Source organism: Nocardia sp. NPDC050175, assembly GCF_044459885.1.
Lineage (GTDB): Bacteria > Actinomycetota > Actinomycetes > Mycobacteriales > Mycobacteriaceae > Nocardia.
In genome coordinates, this window is sequence record NZ_JBITJI010000007.1 from 494,266 (window position 1) to 512,765 (window position 18,500).

The 18,500-nt window shown below is 67.5% G+C and carries 13 protein-coding genes; 12 read left to right on the top strand and 1 reads right to left on the bottom strand.

Going from position 1 to position 18,500, the window contains the following annotated elements; all coding sequences use genetic code 11:
- Window positions 1-52 precede the first annotated feature (52 nt).
- The 10 genes from ACIBK2_RS26295 to ACIBK2_RS26340 all read left to right on the top strand — a co-directional run bounded on the left by ACIBK2_RS26295 (window position 53) and on the right by ACIBK2_RS26340 (window position 12,777).
- A complete protein-coding gene (locus tag ACIBK2_RS26295) occupies window positions 53-1,123 on the top strand; it encodes a glycosyltransferase family 4 protein (protein ID WP_396970715.1) in 1,071 nt (356 codons plus the stop codon).
- Window positions 1,120-2,301: a glycosyltransferase family 4 protein gene (locus ACIBK2_RS26300; protein ID WP_396970717.1), complete on the top strand. Its 1,182-nt coding sequence runs from the start codon at window positions 1,120-1,122 to the stop codon at window positions 2,299-2,301. Before ACIBK2_RS26295 ends, ACIBK2_RS26300 begins: the two co-directional genes overlap by 4 nt.
- The gene (locus ACIBK2_RS26305) at window positions 2,294-3,658 is read left to right on the top strand and encodes a lipopolysaccharide biosynthesis protein (RefSeq protein WP_396970719.1); all 1,365 of its coding nucleotides are present in this window, start codon (window positions 2,294-2,296) and stop codon (window positions 3,656-3,658) included. The genes ACIBK2_RS26300 and ACIBK2_RS26305 overlap by 8 nt, the downstream gene beginning before the upstream one ends.
- Complete coding sequence (locus tag ACIBK2_RS26310) at window positions 3,655-4,659, top strand: glycosyltransferase (protein ID WP_396970721.1); 1,005 nt, start codon at window positions 3,655-3,657, stop codon at window positions 4,657-4,659. Before ACIBK2_RS26305 ends, ACIBK2_RS26310 begins: the two co-directional genes overlap by 4 nt.
- A gap of 9 nt (window positions 4,660-4,668) precedes the next feature.
- The gene (locus ACIBK2_RS26315; protein WP_396970722.1) at window positions 4,669-6,069 is read left to right on the top strand and encodes a hypothetical protein; all 1,401 of its coding nucleotides are present in this window, start codon (window positions 4,669-4,671) and stop codon (window positions 6,067-6,069) included.
- Complete coding sequence (locus ACIBK2_RS26320) at window positions 6,060-7,340, top strand: GNVR domain-containing protein (RefSeq protein WP_396970724.1); 1,281 nt, start codon at window positions 6,060-6,062, stop codon at window positions 7,338-7,340. The genes ACIBK2_RS26315 and ACIBK2_RS26320 overlap by 10 nt, the downstream gene beginning before the upstream one ends.
- Entirely contained in the window at window positions 7,337-8,704 is a 1,368-nt protein-coding gene (locus ACIBK2_RS26325) for a glycosyl hydrolase family 28-related protein (protein WP_396970726.1), read from the top strand. Before ACIBK2_RS26320 ends, ACIBK2_RS26325 begins: the two co-directional genes overlap by 4 nt.
- A 5-nt stretch (window positions 8,705-8,709) precedes the next feature.
- Window positions 8,710-10,080, top strand: coding sequence for a GNAT family N-acetyltransferase (locus tag ACIBK2_RS26330; RefSeq protein WP_396970728.1), 1,371 nt, complete (start codon window positions 8,710-8,712; stop codon window positions 10,078-10,080).
- Window positions 10,081-10,303: 223 nt separating this feature from the next.
- Entirely contained in the window at window positions 10,304-11,671 is a 1,368-nt protein-coding gene (locus ACIBK2_RS26335; RefSeq protein WP_396970730.1) for a glutamate-1-semialdehyde 2,1-aminomutase, read from the top strand.
- Window positions 11,668-12,777, top strand: a complete 1,110-nt coding sequence (locus tag ACIBK2_RS26340) for a glycosyltransferase (protein ID WP_396970732.1) — start codon at window positions 11,668-11,670, stop codon at window positions 12,775-12,777. The genes ACIBK2_RS26335 and ACIBK2_RS26340 overlap by 4 nt, the downstream gene beginning before the upstream one ends.
- A 13-nt stretch (window positions 12,778-12,790) precedes the next feature.
- Here the strand turns inward: ACIBK2_RS26340 and ACIBK2_RS26345 are convergent, their stop codons facing one another.
- Window positions 12,791-13,300: a hypothetical protein gene (locus tag ACIBK2_RS26345; protein ID WP_396970734.1), complete on the bottom strand. Its 510-nt coding sequence runs from the start codon at window positions 13,298-13,300 to the stop codon at window positions 12,791-12,793.
- A 200-nt stretch (window positions 13,301-13,500) separates the two neighbouring features.
- On the opposite strand from ACIBK2_RS26345, the gene ACIBK2_RS26350 reads away from it, so the two are divergent.
- Both ACIBK2_RS26350 and ACIBK2_RS26355 read left to right on the top strand, forming a co-directional pair.
- Window positions 13,501-15,204, top strand: coding sequence for a bifunctional metallophosphatase/5'-nucleotidase (locus tag ACIBK2_RS26350; RefSeq protein ID WP_396970735.1), 1,704 nt, complete (start codon window positions 13,501-13,503; stop codon window positions 15,202-15,204).
- A gap of 315 nt (window positions 15,205-15,519) precedes the next feature.
- Window positions 15,520-17,532, top strand: a complete 2,013-nt coding sequence (locus ACIBK2_RS26355; RefSeq protein WP_396970737.1) for an SDR family oxidoreductase — start codon at window positions 15,520-15,522, stop codon at window positions 17,530-17,532.
- The last annotated feature ends 968 nt before the right edge of the window (window positions 17,533-18,500 follow it).

An 18,500-nucleotide genomic window follows, 5' to 3' on the forward strand; every position in this document is an offset into this window, starting at 1 on the left:
TCGCCAGTAGGGGGCATGGGTGACGGGTAGTTCCGAGACGGTTCGGGTCCACATGACGGGATCCGAATGGTTCGCGTCCGCGCCCGGTGGGCTCAATCGGTACTTCACCGAGCTCTTCCACGCGCTCGCCAGGCAACCCGGTGCGGCGGTGTCCGCCGCGGCGTTCGGTGCCGACTCCACCGCGACTGCCGGAGCCCAATCATGGGGCGGCTTAGGCGGTTCCACGCTGCAACGGGCCCGCACCGCGTTCCTGGATCGCGCCGAATTACACCGCGACACCGTGCTCGACCGGCACTTCTGCCTCTACGGTCCGGCCGCCATCGCCCGGCGCGGACGACTACCGCTCGTCATCCATTTCCATGGACCGTGGGCAGCGGAGAGCCGACTCACCGGCCAGAGTGAAACGGCGGTGCGCGCGAAGTATCTGCTCGAACGCGTTCGATACTCGGGCGCGGACCGATTCGTGGTGCTGTCCAATCACTTTCGCGACGTACTACATACCGACTACCGGGTTTCCTTGGATCGCATCGCGGTAATCCCGCCCGGTGTCGACCTGGATCGCTTCCACGCGTCCCCAGTTCCCTCTGAGTCCGACAGCCGAACCGTGCTGTGTGTGCGCAGGCTAGAACGCCGGATGGGCATCGATACGCTGCTACGCGCCTGGCCCGCTGTCCACGCCGAGCATCCGACGGCCCGCCTGGTGATCGTCGGCACCGGCGCGGCTGGGGACGAATTGCGCTCCGCGGCAAGATCACTCGGTGATACCGTCGAATTCGCCGGGCACGTCGACGACGAACGCCTCACCGACCTCTACGAACAGGCGGAGCTGACCGTCGTGCCGACCACCGCCCTCGAAGGATTCGGGCTGATCGCGCTCGAATCGCTGGCCGCGGGCCGCCCGCCCATCGTCACCGACTGCGGCGGCCTACCGGATTCGGTCCGCGGGCTGGACCCCTCGCTCATCGTGCCCGCCGGTGACGCCGACGCGCTCGGCGCACGCATCACCGCCGCGCTGCACGGCACCGTGCCGACACCGGCGCAATGCCGCGCTCATGCGGAAACCTTCTCCTGGGATGTCACAGCGGAGCGGCATCTCGCGATGTACCGGGCAATCAGGCAATGAGCAGGGCCCTGTTTCTCGCGCACACCGCGGCGCCGTCCGGCGCCGAGTTGGCCACGCTGCGGCTGGTGTCGGCCTTACGCGACCAGGGACGGCTAGGTGTCGCCATGGTCTACACGGAGGACGGCCCGATGGTCGAGCGAATGCGTGCGCGCGGGGTCGAAACCCGGGTGCTGCGCGGCCGATTCGACAGCCGGGCGATGACCATCGACTCGGGGCCGCTGGGGCTGGTCGCCGGGTTCCTCCGGCTGCTGCGGCTCGGCTGGTCCCTCGGTGCGACCGCTCAGGAGCTCGGCGCGCACGTCGTGGTGGCGGAGAGCAGCAAGGCGCTGGTGATGGGCGCGGTCGCCGCCCGCCGTGCCCGCATTCCGCTGGTCTGGCAGGTGCACGACCGCATTTCGGCGGACTACTTCGGCCGACTGCCCACCATCGTGTTGCGGCTACTCGGCCGGCTCTTCAGTCGCGGCTACCTCGCCAACAGCCGAACAACCCTGCGCACGTTGCCGATCGGACGCAGGCCCGCGCTAGTCGCCTATCCGGGTGTCGAACTCGGCACCGACCTGCCGCGTGCCGACCAGCGTCCGCCCGCCGAGACCGTGGTCGCCGTGGTCGGCCGGTTGTCCCCGTGGAAGGGCCAGGATGTGCTGCTCCGCGCGCTCGCGGCCACGAAAGTGCGTCCACGCCAAGTCTTTCTGATCGGCGGCACGTTCTTCGACGAGGAGCCGTACCGCGCCGAACTCGAACGCCTCGCCGCCGAACTGGGCTTGCCGGTCACCTGCACGGGCCACGTCGACGATCCCGCCGAATACTTGCGCGACACCGATATTCTGGTGCACAGCTCGGTGCTGCCCGAACCGTTCGGCCAGGTCGTGGTGGAGGGCATGCACGCGGGCTGCGCCGTGATCGCCTCGGTGCCAGGCGGTCCCGCCGAGATCATCGAGCCGGGCGTCGACGGACTGCTCGTCCACAGTGGCGACGAACACCAACTCACCACCGCACTCGACACCCTCATCGGCGACCCGGCACTGCGCAGCAGGCTGGCCATGGCGGCCCGCCTGCGCGCCAAGGACTTCGACATCACCGAAACGGCGCGCACGGTCGCCGCCTTCCTCGACGACATCGCACAACGCAACGACGCTGCGGGCACACCACATTCACCGGAGAGAGCCCCGCATGGCTGACGACACAGCCCCGAACGCCCCGGTCCAGCCGCAAGCGCCCGGCGGAACGCACCGCCGAAATCCCCAGCACCGCATCGGATTTCTCGGCATCATCCGCGATATCGGCTACGTCAGCTTCGGCAAGTACGGACAGTACGTCGTCACGATAGTGACCGTGCCGCTGACGGCCAGGGTGCTCGGCACGCACGGCCTCGGCCTGCTCGCGATCGGCATGTCGGCCTACTTCATCGGCTCGCTGCTCGTCGATCTCGGCATCACCTCGTATCTGGCCGCCCGGGTACACGACGCCAGTCTGGGCGGGGACCGCCTCCAGCACATCAACCAGTTGCGCGGCGACTACCTGGCCATCCGCGCGAGCTCCCTCGGCCTCCTCGGGGCCGCGCTGCTGCTCAGCTACGCACTTGGCGCACCCGACCATCTCGAGATGATCCTGCTCGGCCTGTTCGCGGGCGGTTTCTGGTCGGCCTCCGAAGACTGGTTGCTCATCGGACAGGGCCGCTTCGGCGCCTCCACCGCCTACCAGGGCGTCGGGCGAATCGGGTACCTCGTGCTGCTGGTCGCGGTGCTGCCGCGAATGCCCAACGCCCAGGTCGCGGTGCTGTGCCTGCTGGTGTCGTCCATTCCTACCGTCGTGCTGACCTGGTGGGATTCGCTGCGCACCTTCGGGCCGCCGACGCGGCCGCGCGGCGTGAAGACCGTATTGCGTAACGGCGCACCGGTTTTCATCTCCCGGCTGTTGGTGACGACGTACGGGCAGGGCGCGGCGGCGGTCTACTCGGCGGTGTTGGACGCGGTGTCGCTCGGTCTGTATTCCGCCGGGGATCGCCTGGTCCGTGCCATCCAATCCACCCTCGACCCCATCGGTTTCGCGCTGCTACCGCGGATGGCGCGCAAGAGCGCCGACGACAACTTCTGGCGGCACGCGTTACAGGCGCTGTTCGCCTGCGTCTGCGTAGCGACGGTGGCGGCCGCGGCGGTGTGGCTGACCGCGCCCCTGCTGATCCACCTGGTGTTCGGCGAGGACTTCGCCGCCGCGATCGGGCTGCTGCGGGTGGAGATCTTCGTGCTGCCCGCGACGGCGATCACCTCGTTCGTCACCACCGCCGTGCTGCCGGTCCGCCAGGACACCACCGGTGTGCTGATCGGCGCGGTGCTCGGTACCTGTGTGGCCGCCGTGGCGCTGGTCATCGCGTTTCGCACGCACTCGGTGTGGACACTGGTCTATGGCACCGTGGTCGTCGAATTCACCGTCGCCTCTTGGTATCTGCTCAGAATCCGCACGTTGATCAACCGCGAGCGAGTAACACCACCCCCTGGTCCCGCGATTGTGCTGATGCGGGAGGAGGGCGGGTCATGAGAATTCTCTACCTGGGCGACGACTGGGTCGGCAGCAATGCCCACTCGCTCGCCGACGGCTTCCGGCAGGCCGGGCACGACGTGGCGGTCATCGACACCACCCGAGTCACCTTGCCCCCCAGACTGTCTCCACCATGGGTCTATTCGAAGCTCGCACGACGCCGTGCGCCATGGAATGTCGCCGGACTGCACGCCGAAATCGACCGCGCCGCCGCCGAATTCCGGCCGGACATGGTGTTCGCGTTCAAGGGCATCCACCTCGACCAGCGCAGGCTGCTCGACATCCCCGCCCGGTTACACGTGCACTACAGCCCCGACGATGTGGCCAACCCCGAGAACACCAGCGCGGAATACCTTGCGCACGAATCGGAATGGGACCACATCGTCACCACCAAGCGACACAACGTCGCCGAGTTGCGCGATCGTGGCGCCCGCGCGGTCACCTTCGTGCGCAGCGCCTACGACCCGGCCTGGCATCATCCCACCGCGCGGCGCGGGACCCGGCAGTTCCTGGTCGGCTTCATCGGCGTGTGCCGCCCGGACCGGCGGGCCGACATGATCGGGCTTGCCCGCACACACGGCTCCCGCATGCTGGTGCGCGGACCGGGCTGGCGCCGGGTGCCCGAATTGCGTTCCACCGGAGCAGAAGTCGGTGGCGCGGTCTACGGTGAGCGGTATTCGGAGGTAGTCGCCAGCGTTACCGCCAATCTGGTGCTGCTCAACTCCGACAACCGCGATACCCACACCTGCCGCACCTTCGAAGTGCCTGCGGCGGGTGGCCTTTTCGTCGGTGAACGCACCGACGAGCACGCCGAACTGTTGCAGGACACCAGCGAATGCTTCCTGTTCTCCGACGCCGATGAGCTCTTCGCCGTCCTCGACTGGTGCGCGGCGCATCCCGACAAGGCCGCCGCCGTGGCCGAGGCCGGATATCAACGCATCCTCGCGGGCAACCATCGCTATGTGGACCGGGCGCGGGAGATCATCCATGACATCACCTGAGCCTGCGTTATGACCGCCACCACCGAGGTGCTGCTGATCGCCCTCGCGCTCGCCACCATCGCGGTGGCGGCCGGCACCATTCCCGGCGTCGCCCGGGTGTTCCTCATCGCGCAGGCGGCGTTCTGGTCGCTGTCGTACGTGGCGCGGCCCGTGGTACTGCTGTGGGTGCAGCCGGAACCGCGCTTCGGCGACAATGTGCCGGACCCGCGGCTGGCCCAGCTCGGCTACGACCACGGCATCGCGCTGGTGCTGCAGCACATCGTCTTCGGACTGTGGGTCTACGCGGGATTCGTTGTCGCCTATTCCTTTTGGGCACGGCGGCACCCGCCGGTCAAGCTGCCGTCGCTGACCGGTGACCCGGATTTCGTGCCGACGCTGGTCGCGATGTACGGCGTCGGCCTGCTCGGCCGGGCCGCGTCCTACGCCTCCGGTTCCATCGGCAGCGCGGGCGATGTGGAGAGCGCCAATCCGATCCTGGCCTTCGTCGCCATCCTGGCCACCATCGCCGCGCTCGGGTTGATCATTTTCTACCGCTCGGAAAGCACGCAGATGACCTGGCTGGTCATCGGCGGGTTGCTGCTCGGCGAGCTGGCCTGGACCGCGATCGTCGAATCGAAGACGCCGATCATCGGCGCGGCGATGGCCATCGCGGTCCGCTTCGCCATCCTCGGCTGGACCAAGCGCAAGGCGGTCTCCGTCGCGGCCATCGCGGTGCTCGGCATCGGCGGGTTCGGCTGGCTGCAGTCACTGAAGCAGACCCAGTACGCGAAAGCGGAGTCGGCGCTGACGGATTCGAGCTATCCGCCGGTCGTGCAGCCGTTCCTCAGTATCCTGCGGCGGTTCGATCTGCTCGAGGCCGCGACCGACGCCTACTACCACCAGCCCGGCTTCTGGCTGACACCCGCCGAGGCGCTGCAACATGCCGTATACAGCCTCATTCCCAGCCAGCTGCTCGGCACAACCAAGTTCCAATCCGGCACCGAGTGGGCCAATGAAGTACGCGGCTCCTCGGTCGATATGACCAAGGTGTCGGTGTCGCTGGCCGAGGGCAATCTCAACGAGGGCTTCGTACTCGGCGGCTATCCGGGTGTGGTCGTCTGCGCCGCGTTCACCTTCCTGCTGTTGCTCGCCTGGGCCAAGGCGCTGTACTCGCGCTTCTTCCCGGTCGTGGTACTCGGGCTCGCGATGACCGGCGCCTCCGCGCTGTTCGAACGCGGAATCCTCGGCAGCATGGAGAATCTCGGCAAATTCCTGCAGGCCGCCGTGCTCGCCTGGCTCATCTCGCTGCTGGTCCGCGAGTACCGGCGGCGCACTCGAACCGAACCACCGTCCGCCGCAAGGACATCTCTTGCGGAACCTGTATTCGTCGGGGCATCCACCATCGAAAAGAGAGAATCCCCATGGGATTGATCGACTATTGGCATATCGCGCGCCGACGCTGGGTCATTATCGTCGCGGTGGTGGTGTTGTGCCTAGGCGCATCGGCCGGATATCTGAGCACCCTGCCGACCACCTATGTCTCCTCGAGCAGCATGTACGTGTCGATGGCGACCGGAACCTCGGTCAACGACTCCTACCAGGGTGGGCTCGCCGCCCAGCAGCGCGTCCGCTCCTACCTGGACCTGGCCACCAGCGCGACCGTCGCCAAGCGCGTCATCGACGACCTCGGGCTGAAGATGTCGGTCGGCGAGGTACAGAGCAAGATCAAGGCGTTCTCCCCGCCCGCGACCACGAACATCATCCTCACCGTGCAATCCTCGACCGCCGAGGGCGCGCGCGACCTGGCCAACTCGGTCACCGCCCAATTCCGAAGGCTGGTAGACGAATTGGAGACCATCGAGCGCGACGCGGCGCCGGCCGCGCGGATCACCGTGGTCGACCGCGCCGAGGTGCCCGCCGGGCCGAGCGGGCCGCAGTCGAAACGCATTCTGGCCCTTGGCCTGCTGGCCGGACTCGCGCTCGGCTGCGCGGGCGCCCTCGTCCGCGACCGCACCGACCGGACGCTGCGCACCTCCAATAGTCTGGAAGCCATTCTGCCGGTGCCGATCCTTGGCATCATCGACGCGGGCCGTCCCGGCGCACCGGGCGAGACCCGCAGGCTACGCACCCGGCTACTGCGCGAAGGCGAGGCAGGCAGCATTCTGCTGACCAGCCTTTCGCCGCGCTCGGAGTCCGAAGTGGCTGTCGCACTGGCGAAATCGTTCGCCGACATGGGGAGCAAGGTGGTGCTCATCGACGCCGACACCTCGGGTCAGGGGAGCTCGCATGTCGTCGCGCACACGGGCGTCGGTCTGGCGGCAGTGCTGCAAGGTGCCACACCCGTGCACGAGGTGTTGACCGCGTGGCCGGACACCGGCGTCACCGTGCTGCCCCTCGGCGAGGCCGACGACAAGACGCCCGATCTGCTCGCCTCGGACCGATTCGCGGCCATCGTCGCGAAATTGACCACCGACTACGACCACGTGGTGGTACAGGCCGCGCCGATCGCGCACGCCGCCGACGCCATCGCCGTGGCGCCGCTGTGCGACCAGACCATCGCCGTCGTACTGCTGGGCGAGACCACCGCGCCGCAATTACGTGGTGCCCTAGCCACATTCGGCGACAACAAGCTGACCGGCGCGGTAGCGTACAGCGAGCCGGGCAACCGGCTGCAGCGACTTACCGGGAGGCTGCGGCGATGACCAACGAAACGGTCGGTCGGCGGCGGATGCTCGCCGCGGCGCTCGGCGCGGCGGGTGCCGTGCCGGTGCTCGCGGCCTGCGGCGCCGAGACAACGGCAAAGCCCAGCATCGAATTTCGTTCGCCACACGTCACCGACGCACCGGCGGCGCGCAACGTCCGTGACTTCGGCGCGGTCGGCGACGGTGTCGCCGACGACACGGCGGCGATCGCCGCGGCGGCCGCGGTGCCCGGCGGCGTACCGCTGGTGATGTATCTGCCTGCGGGCCACTACAACGTGACGGCATGGCCCGACCTCGGCGACTACGCCACGGTGCTCGGCGACGGCGGTGATGTCAGCGTGGTGAACTGCATGGTCGACACCACCCTCATCGCCCTGCGCAAGCGCAGCCGGGTGCGGTTCGCCCGCCTCGGCTTCTACCTGGCCGGGCCGAAGGCGACGGCGGTCCTGCTGTCCGAATGCTTCCGGTGCTCCTTCGATTCGGTGGTGATCCGCGGCAACCACATCGCCGAGAACCATCCGCGCTTTCTCGAGCAGCGCGGCGTGGTGATGGAGGGCAACACCGGTGGCACCGCGTTCCTCAACTGCGACATCAACAATTTCGGCTACGGCATCGTCACCTCCTGTATCCAGAACTACGTCACCTCGTCCAAACTCACCAGCAACTACATCGGGGTACTCGGCACCGGCAACGACCACAACGCCGGATTGGCGCTCACCAACGTCGAATTCGTGTCCGACGCCGACCCGAAGACCACCGACAAGCACATCCTCATCGATGGCGCGGCGAACGACTGGTGGCTCACCAACGTCTGGTTCGAGGGCGCCGACATCGCACTGTCGATCGGCCGGGCCGACCGCGGCGGGCCCGCGCAGTTCGGCATGATCAACTGCAAGGTCGCCGCGCGCACGGTCGGCGTGGACATGATCTATTGCCGTCAGCCGTATCTCGCCAATGTCCAGTTCGACAAGGATCTGGACAAGCCGCCGATCGAGCTACGGATCGATCCGGCGAACTGCCCCGAGGGCACCGCGGTGAACCTGATCTCCACCGCGGCAGACGATCTCAACCCCGCACTGTTCCCGCCACGCTGGCATGTGCTCGGCCGCACCAGCACGCACGCGCCGCAGTTCACCGGGACCATCGTCGCCAAGGCCGGGCGCGGCGACGGCGACGTGTTCCAGGCGCAGTCGGCCGACGGCGCGCTGCGTTCGGCCGTACTAGCCAGCGGCACTTGGCTTTCCGAGCAGACCGAGGGCGGAATCGTGCTCAAAGACGCATCCGGGACATACTGGCGGCTGTCCGTCTCCACCGAGGGCGTGCTCAAAACGATGTCGCTGGGCAAGACCCGACCGCGCGAGTAGGCGCCATGTCGAGTCCGAAATCGTTGGCGCGCATCAGTCTCGGTCCTGTGTCGCTGCACGGCAACGCCGTCGTGCTGCGCCAGGCCCGGATCGCGGACTACCCACACTGGCGTCGTATTCGGCTGCGGGACCGGCGCTATATCGAGCCGTTCTGGTACAGCTCGACGCTCGACTGGGCGGCGCGACATTGCGGAACCCATTGGGTGCGTGAATGTTTGACAAGTCGTGCCGAAGCAAGGGCTGGCCGCCGGCTGTCCACGGCGATCGAGGTCGACGGCCGGTTCGCCGGTCAGGTCGAGCTCGGCTCGATCGACACCGCCACCGGCGCCGCGGAACTGGGCATCTGGGTGGACGCCGAGGTGGCCAGGCACGGGATCGGCGGCATCGCGGCGGCGCTGCTGCTGGACTACGGCCTCGAACAGATCGGCTTGGAGCGGATCACCGCGCCGATCTCGCCCGAGAATGTCGCCGCCGCGCACGGTGCCGCCGAGCTCGGGTTCCAGCGGGAAGCCTTGATGGGTCGCTACTTCGACGTGGGCGGTTCCCGCCGTGACCACGAGTTGTGGTCGGTCACCAGGGCGGATGTGCCGCCGAACGGGTTCGTGGGCTCCTGGCTCGACCGCTACGACGCCCGGCCACCGCAGCCACCGGCCGAGGACGTGACCGGCGGTTCGTTCCCCAGGAGCGCGGTGCTCGCAGCGGCCGCGCGCTTCTATGCGGGGCGAGTACTGCATCTACTCGATCCATTGCAGGCCGCCCGGCCTGTCCGGCTCGCCGATCCGGAACGCCGGGGGGTGGTCGTCCGTAGCCGGCGACTGTCGGACTGGAGTCGGTGGCGCGCCGCCCGCTTGCGCAGTCGGGCGGCGCTGGAGCCGGATTCATTGGTCGCCGACGAAGTATGGGCGCGCCAGCACAGCCGACTGCGCTGGCTGCGCCAATTCCTCTATGCCCGACCGGGTTTGCGTGCGCAGAGCGGTCTGGTGCTGGCGATCGAGGTCGACGGCGCGTACGTCGGCGAGGCCAGGCTGTTCGACCTCGACATGTTCGACCGCAATGCGCGCATGTTCGTCTGGACCGAGCCCGGTCACGGCGACGACGTCCGGACCGCGGCCACGCGGCTGCTGCTTACCTACGCCTTCGGCCCGCTCGGCCTGTGCCGGGTTTCGACGGCGGTCGAGCCCGCGGACGGCCGGTCCGCCGATATCGCCGCGCGGGTCGGCATGACTCGCGAGGGGCGCATGCGCTGTTACGTAGGCGCCACTGGACACCGCGGCGACCACGACCTGTGGGCCGTTACCATCGGGCCGGTGGTCGAACCGGACGTGGAATCCTCGGCACCGTCCGCGAGACGAACGATCGGTCCCGATCACCCATGACGACTCGAGATGGCGGGATCACCGGATGACCTACGGCGGAACAGCTTCCGCCGAAACGGCACAAAAGCGACAGGCTGTATATCAAACGACCGACAGGTGACACTGTTGCGCGGACAAGCCGATCCCGCCGACGTACAGTAATGCGCAGAACCGGTGCGCGCAGGGAGGATTCGCGCAGGCTGTCTGCCGTGCGTGTGCGACCCGACTCTTCAGGAGCCCGACCATGGAGTCTATTTCCGCGGATCCGGCGGTACCCCGCCGCTTCACCCGCAGCAACGAGTTGCAGGCCCGGCTGCACGATCTGGTCCCGGGCGGCGCGCACACCTACGCCAGGGGCGCGGACCAGTATCCCGAGTTCATGGCGCCGATCCTGGTGCGCGGCAGCGGCTGCCGGGTCTGGGACGCCGACGGCAACAGCTACATCGAGTACGGCATGGGCCTGCGTTCGGTCACCCTCGGCCACGGCTGCCAGCCGGTGCTCGACGCGGTGCACCGCGCCATCGCCGACGGCATCAGTTTCAGCCGCCCCACCGAGCTGGAACTGCTTGCCGCGCAAGACTTCCTGACCCTCGTGCCGGGCGCCGACATGGTGAAGTTCGCCAAGAACGGGTCCGACGCCACCACCGCCGCGGTCCGGCTGGCCAGAGCCGCCACCGGCCGCACCGCCATCGCGGTCTGCGATCAACCGTTCTTCTCGGTGGACGACTGGTTCATCGGCACCACCGCGATGGACAGCGGCATCCCCGCCGAAACCGCGGCGGGCACCGTGCGGTTCCGCTACAACGATCTGCCCTCGCTCGCCGCCGTGCTGGATTCCGGCGCAGTGGCCGCGGTCGTGATGGAGGCCGCCACCGCGTTGTACGAACCGGAGCCCGGCTTCCTCGCGGGCGTTCGAGACCTGTGCGACCGCCACGGCGCGTTGCTCATCTTCGACGAGATGATCACCGGCTTTCGCTGGTCGGCGGGCGGCGCGCAGGCGGTGTATGGCGTACGGCCCGACCTGTCCTGTTGGGGCAAGGCCATGGGCAACGGCTTCCCGCTGTCCGCGCTCGCCGGTAAACGCGAGTTCATGGAGCTCGGTGGCCTGCGCACCGACCAGGACCGGGTCTTCCTGCTGTCCACCACGCACGGCCCGGAATCGGGTTCGCTCGCCGCGTTTCGCGCGGTCGTGCACGAGTACCGCACCGGCGAGCCCATCGCCAAGATGGAGCACGCGGGTCGCCGCCTCGCGGACGGGGTCAACGCGGTGGCCACCGAGCTCGGCATCGCCGACTACCTCCAGGTGCTCGGCCGACCGTCCTGCCTGATCTTCGTTACCCGTGACCTCAACGGTCAGCCCTCCCAAGAGTTCCGCACGCTCTTCCTGCAGGAGTTGCTGCACCGGGGTGTGCTCGGTCAATCCTTCGTCACCTCGGCCGCGCACACCGACGCCGATATCGACGAGACGATCGCGGCCTGCCGGGAAGCGGCCGCCGTCTACCGCAAGGCGATCGAGCAGGGCAGCGTCGACGGTCTCCTCGAAGGCCGCCCGGTCGCTCCCGCCATCCGCCGCCGCGCGGCACCGCGCCAGATTTCGCCGGTGCACGAATGACACAGCCTCGTATCGCGATCGTGCACGAGCGGTTCACCGAATTCGGTGGTTCCGAAGCGGTGGTCGGTGAACTCTCCGAAACATGGCCGGGCGCCGAGGTTTTCGCGCCCATCGTCGATCCCGCCGGTGTTCGCCCGCCGCTGACCACGGTCCACGACACCTGGCTCAGCCGCGCCTACGCCGCCTCCGGCCGTCGCTCACACGCGCCGCTGCTGCCCTTCGTCCCCCGCGCGCTGCGCCGCCTCCCGCTCGGAAGTCGTTACGACGCCGTCGTTGTCAGCCATCACGCCTTCGCCACCCAGGCGGCCTTCGCCACCGACGCTCCCGTCATCGCCTACGTGCACAGCCCGGCACGATGGGCCTGGGACAAGGACTTCCGCGCCCAGGAGGCGGGCGGCCGCGCGGGCCAACTCGCACTCGCCGCACTGGGCCGACTGGCTCGCAGCGGTGAATTACGTGCCGCCCCAAAGCTTTCCCACATCGTCGCGAACTCCCGCGCCGTCGCCGCCCGCGTCAACGACTGGTGGGGACTACCTGCAACGGTCACCTATCCCCCGGTCCAGATCGACCGCTTCACCCCCGAGCCCACCATCCCCCGCGACGACTTCTTCCTCTTCGCAGGCAGACTCGTTCCCTACAAGCGCCCCGACTTGGCCATCCTCGCCGCCCAGCGCGCGGGCTGCCGCCTGGTCATCCTCGGCGACGGCCGCTTCCGCGCCCACCTCGAAACCCTCGCAGGCCGGGAAACCACCTTTCTCGGCGCAACATCCCACGACGTCCTACTGGACACCTACCGCCGCTGCCGAGCCCTGCTCATGCCCGGCGTCGAAGACTTCGGCATCGTCCCGGTAGAGGCAATGGCCTGCGGCACACCAATTCTCGCCGTAAACCAAGGCGGTGCCCTCGACACCGTCAACCCGGGCAGCACCGGCGAACATATCCCGCACGGCCCCGATGACGCCGTCATCGACCACCTGGCCAAAGCGATGCTCGACTTCGACCCCGCGACCTACAACTCCGCAACCATCCGAGCCCACGCCGAAACCTTCTCCCCCACCGCTTTCCGCTCCCAAATGGCCGCCACGGTCGCCCAGTTCCTCCGCTGACCCAAGGCGCGGCTCAGGCCGAGCAGGTGGGGGCGGGGGGCTTAGGTGCGTTCCAGTCGTTGGCGGCGATCCAGTGGAAGACGGCGAGGCGGCGGTCGATGAAGCGTTGCAGGCCAGCGGTGGTGCCGCAGTCCGGTAGCAGGTTTCCCTGCTTGTAGTACTTGGTGATCAACTCTTTGAGTTTCTCGTTATAGGGGTCCTCCTTTTCACACGTTGCCTTCCGTGTGTCCGGGACGAACGCCGGATTCTGAAACAGTTCGGCGCGGGTTTCGCTGTGCACCGGTTTGTCGAAGATGGCGGGTGAGAGCTCCAACCATTCGCCGACCTCTTGATACCAGCGGTCGTCGTGGTCTTTACCGTCGCAAATCTGCTGCTCTACCTCCGGCGCGACGCCGAACAGCGAACCAGCGGCGTGAGCTGGCGATCCGGGCAGCGCGAACGTGGTAGCGAGCGCGCACGTCACCACCCAGGTTTTGGCTGAGGATTTCAAAGACCGAGCCCTCCATGTGGTCGTGAATTTCACATGCCTGTCCCTTTGACTAGGCAGTATGTCACTCACCGTCCCCTAAAACGGGGCATCCCCGCGCCTATCGGTGTGCCGCATTGAAATTGCGCTCGCCCGCATCGGAATACGCGGTGAACTCGACACGATCACCGCACGAACACCGGCGACGACGGGCGTGTGCGGTGGCAGCGGCAGGCCGCGCGTGGGACAGTCTGAGCATGAACGCGCGCCGTCGCATTGCCGCTGTTGTTGCCGGGGTCATGAGCATCGCATTGGTCGCAGGGTGCGGCACTGCCAGTGAAAAGAGCAGTGGTCCGACGACGTCGACCGCGGCCGGTGTCATTCCCCTGGTTTCGACGAATGATCTACCCGCAGCCAAGCCCGACGAGGTGCACCTGTTCGGGCTCAACGATCTGCACGGCAACCTGGAGCCGCCGGCCGGCTCGACCGGCAAGGTGTCCGGCTACGACGCGGGCGGCGCGGCCTACCTGGCGACGCATCTGGCACGGTTGAAGGCGGCGTATCCGGCGAGCGCGGTGGTCGCGGCGGGCGACGACGTCGGGGCCAGTCCGCTGGTGTCGGGCCTGTTCCACGACGAGCCGACCATCACGTTCATGAACAACATCGGCGTCGCCGCGTCCTCGGTCGGCAATCACGAATTCGACCACGGTGTAATCGAATTGGCGCGCTTGCAGCAGGGCGGCTGCGCGCCGGACGGGTGTTCGCCCGGAGAACCGTTCACCGGGGCCAAGTTTCCGTACCTGGCCGCGAACGTCACCGATGCCGAGGGCAAGCTGCCGCCCTCGCTGAAGCCGTGGACCATCCTGCAGGTCGGCAACCACAAGGTCGGTGTCGTCGGCACCGTGACCCCCGATACCGTGAATCTCGTTTTCCCCGAGGGCATTCGGGGCTTCACGTTCGGCGACGAGGTCGCGGCGATCAACAAGTACGTGCCGGAGATGAAGGCGGCGGGTGCCGAGACCGTTGTCGCGCTGATGCACGACGGCGGCAGCCAGCGCCCCGACGGTGGCGCCCAGGTCGACTACAACGGATGCGCGAACATCAGCCCGAATGTCACCGACCTCACCAAGGGCGTCGACCCGTCGGTCTCCGCGCTGTTCACCGCGCACAGCCACCAGGCCTACGTGTGCACCATCAACGGCAAGTCGGTCACCCAGGCCGCGTCCTACGGCAGGCTCATCACCGACCTGACGCTGAGCTTCAACCCCGACGGGGTGCACGCGTCGGCGGTCAACCGGGTGGTGACTCGCGACGTGACTCCGGACCCGTCCGCCACCGCCCTGGTGAACTTCTACACCGAGCAGGCCCGCCCACGCACGGCCCGGGTGGTCGGCTCCGCCGCCGCCGCGCTGCCGCACGATCCGGACGCGACCGGTGTCTCGCCCCTCGGCAATGTCATTGCGGACTCGATGCTCTCGGCCACCGCCGGACCCACGGCCGCGGTGGCGGCCTTCATGAACCCGGGCGGCGTCCGCGCCGATATCAAGGCCGGTCCGGTCACCTACGGCGACATCTACACCGTCCAGCCCTTCGGCAACCAGGTCGTCACACTCACGCTCACCGGCCAGCAAGTGCTGCGCCTGCTCGAACAGCAGTGGACCAATGCCAGCAAGCCCGCGATGCTGTCACTGGCGGGCATCTCCTACGCCTACTCTGACTCAGCACCCAAGGGCGCCAAGATAATTGGCGATACTGTCCGCATCGCTGGGCAGCCGCTGAACCCGGTCGCGACCTATCGCATCACCACCAACAGCTTCCTCGCCTCGGGCGGTGACGGCTTCGCAGTCTTCACCGAGGGCACCGACAACGTCCCCGGGCCCACCGATCTCGACGCCTTCGAAGCGCTTTTCCGCGACAAGTCGCCCGTCCAGCTACCGCCTGCCCGCGTCGAGACGCGATAGCTGTCCGGTAGCCATGACGAACTGGTCAGTTGACCAGTGAAGGTATACCTGGAAATCGTTGTAACACTTACCCTTTGACCTGCACTGATGGGTGACCAGTCCCACAGCCGAAGACCGTAAGGAACGCTTGCCGGAGTCGATCAGGACCCATTACTGTTCGGTATAAGTCAGGACGAAGGGGTTCCTACTTTCGGCCCGATCGCTGTTACCGCGTCAGGTCTGCGTCTCGCGGCCGAACCTAAATCTCCGCATTCACCGTTGCATGCTGGATGACTTGTGCGACAACACGGTTCGAATGAACAGCAGGAGAGGGCGATGGCTACCTACATCGTGACGGGCGGTACCGGATTCTTGGGACGGCGGGTCGTTCAGGAGCTCCTGGACCATGAGCCCGAGGCCGTTGTTCATGTCCTGGTGCGCGCGGAGTCGCTGCAGAAGTTTGCCGACCTCGCCACCGGATGGAACGGCGGCGAGCGAGTGTTCTCGCTGGTCGGAGACCTCACCGCGGACGGGCTAGGCCTGACCAGAGAGGCGCCGGAGGCCGATCATGTGATCCATCTCGGCGCGGTCTACGACATGACCGCCGACGAGGAGACCGCGCACGCGGCGAATGTCGCGGGCACCCGGTCGGTGCTGGCCCTGGCGCGCTCGATCGGCGCTGTGCTGCACCATGTTTCGTCGGTCGCGGTGGCGGGCGACCACAAGGGCAAGTACTTCGAAGAGGACTTCGACCTCGGCCAGAAGCTCACCTCGCCGTACCACCGGACCAAGTTCGCGGCGGAGAAGCTCGTTCGCGAATCGCGGGGCGTGCGCTGGCGGGTGTACCGGCCGGCGATCGTGGTCGGTGACTCGCGCACCGGCGAGATGGACAAGATCGACGGCCCGTACTACTTCTTCCCGGCCATCGCCAGGCTGGCCGCGCTGCCGTCGGAGCTGCCGATGCCGCTGCCCGATCTCGGTGCGACCAATATCGTGCCGGTCGACTACGTGGCCGCCGCCATGGCCGCCCTGGTGCGCAGGCCCGGCCTGGACGGTCGCACCTTCCACCTGGTCAACCCCGAACCGCAGCCGTTCAGCGACGTGTACGGCGCGCTGGCCACCGCGGCGGGCGCGCCAACCGGCATCGGTGTGGTGCCGCTCAGTGCCCGTGCGCTGAGTGGGCTGGCCCAGCTGCCCGGTGTGCCCGCGGTGCGCGATTTCCTGTTGGAGCAGTTGGGTATTCCGGCCGCCGTCGCGCCGCACACGTCGTTCTCGGCGGAGTTCATCTCCGACTCGACGCGGGCGCAGTTGCGCGGCACCGGACTGTCGGTGCCGTCCTTCGACAGCTACGCCGGCCAGCTCTGGCAGTACTGGCGCGACCACCTCGACGCGCACCGCGGGCAGCCCGCGGTGTCCAACGAGCCGCTGAACGGCCGGGTCGTGCTGATCACCGGTGCGTCGTCGGGCATCGGCCTGGCCACCGCGCACGCGGTCGCCCGGCGTGGCGCCATCGTGCTGATGGTGGCCCGCGGCAAGGACGACCTGGCCGACGCCGCCGACTCGGTGCGCGCGGAAGGCGGTGTCGCCCATGACTATCCGTGCGACATCACCGACGCGGACGGGGTCGAGACGCTGGTGCAGACCATCCTCACCGAGCACGGTCACGTCGACTACCTGGTGAACAACGCGGGCCGCTCGATCCGCCGTTCGGTGCTGAACTCCACCGACCGCATGCACGATTTCGAACGAACCATGGCGGTCAACTACTTCGGCGCGGTCCGGCTCATCCTGGCGCTGCTGCCCTCGATGCGGGCCCGCCGCTTCGGCCACGTCGTCAACATCTCCTCCATCGCGGTGCAGACCAAGGTGCCACGCTTCGCCGCCTACGTGGCGAGCAAGTCGGCCCTGGACAACTTCAGCGAAATCGCCGCGGTCGAAAACCGAGACGTCGGAATCACTTTCACCTCGGTGCGGATGCCACTGGTCCGCACCCCGATGATCGCCCCGACCGACCTCTACAAATCCCTGCCGGTGCCAGACCCCGACCAGGCCGCCACCATCGTGGTCCGCGCCCTCGAGGACCGCCCGCACCGCATCGACACCCCCGTAGGCACTTTCGCCCAGGCCGTCGACCTACTGATGCCCTCGGTCAAGCGAACAATCCTGCACCAGGGTTTCCGCCTCTTCGGCGAATCCACTGCGGCACAGGGCAAGAAGCCGTCCAAGAAGCCCGCCGACAACCCCGGACGCAGCCCGCTGACCGTGCTAGCCCCGGTCCTCATGCCGTTCATGTCGATGCCCGGCCCTGCCGCCCGCGTGGCCAGGGTGGTGCCCGGCCTGCAGTGGTAGTCACCACCTCCTGAACACCGGACGTGCGCAAGCACGTCCGGTGACCACCCCCAACCTCGTTGTCCAGCAACGCAACAACGTCACGCGCCTAGACCACACCCCCTCTTCAGCCGCTCACCGTCTCTCTGAGCCGCTCACCCGCTACAGCGGGTGTGCAGGTTAAGGAAAGGGTGTTCGGCCACCGCAAAGGGCGCGCATCGGAGATCCAGCGACCGCCAAACCTCCACACGACACGCTTATTCCTTCGAAAGCGCTCGAGAACAGCACCACAGCCAGATGACCACGCTGGAACGCGACATCGCGCACCTGACCGATAACTAAGGTCGGGGACCCCACCTCACGTGCCCAGCACTACTCCGGTCATCCGATGAACCAGTCGACAACCTCGGGGACAGCACACCACCGGAGATCTCTCCGCACACCAACCCGAATCAGTACACCTAGAGATCCTCGAAAAGGTGGACCTTTCCGGGCAAGTGCTTCTTAGGACTCCGCAGGTGGGGCAGTTCATAGAAGCTGAAGACCTATCCACGTTTTCCCGTGAGTAGTGCTGGGCGCGTCGCCTGCCGTACCCGGCTTTAGGTGCACGTCAGGTGCGCGATGTCGCGTTCCCGAGGTGGTCATCTGGCTGTGGTGGCGTTTCGAGAGCCCAAAAATCAGCGAAATCTCGGCTCCCGAGGTGGTGAAGCTACCGCCGTACACCCACTGTGTCAGCCCCACACCCAGTACAGGCGGTGTGGGGCTGACACAACGGGTGTACGGATGGGTTCTCACGTCGCGATCGGGTTGCGGTTGCGTCCCAAGCGCTTTGGACAAGAAGCGGGTGGCCGGGTGGCGCGGGGTTTCACGGTGTGGCGCGGGGTTTCACGGTCTGGCGCGGGGTTTCACGGTCTGGCGCGGGGTTTCACGGTCTGGCGCGGGGTTTCACGGTCTGGCGCGGGGTTTCACGGTCTGGCGCGGGGTTTCAC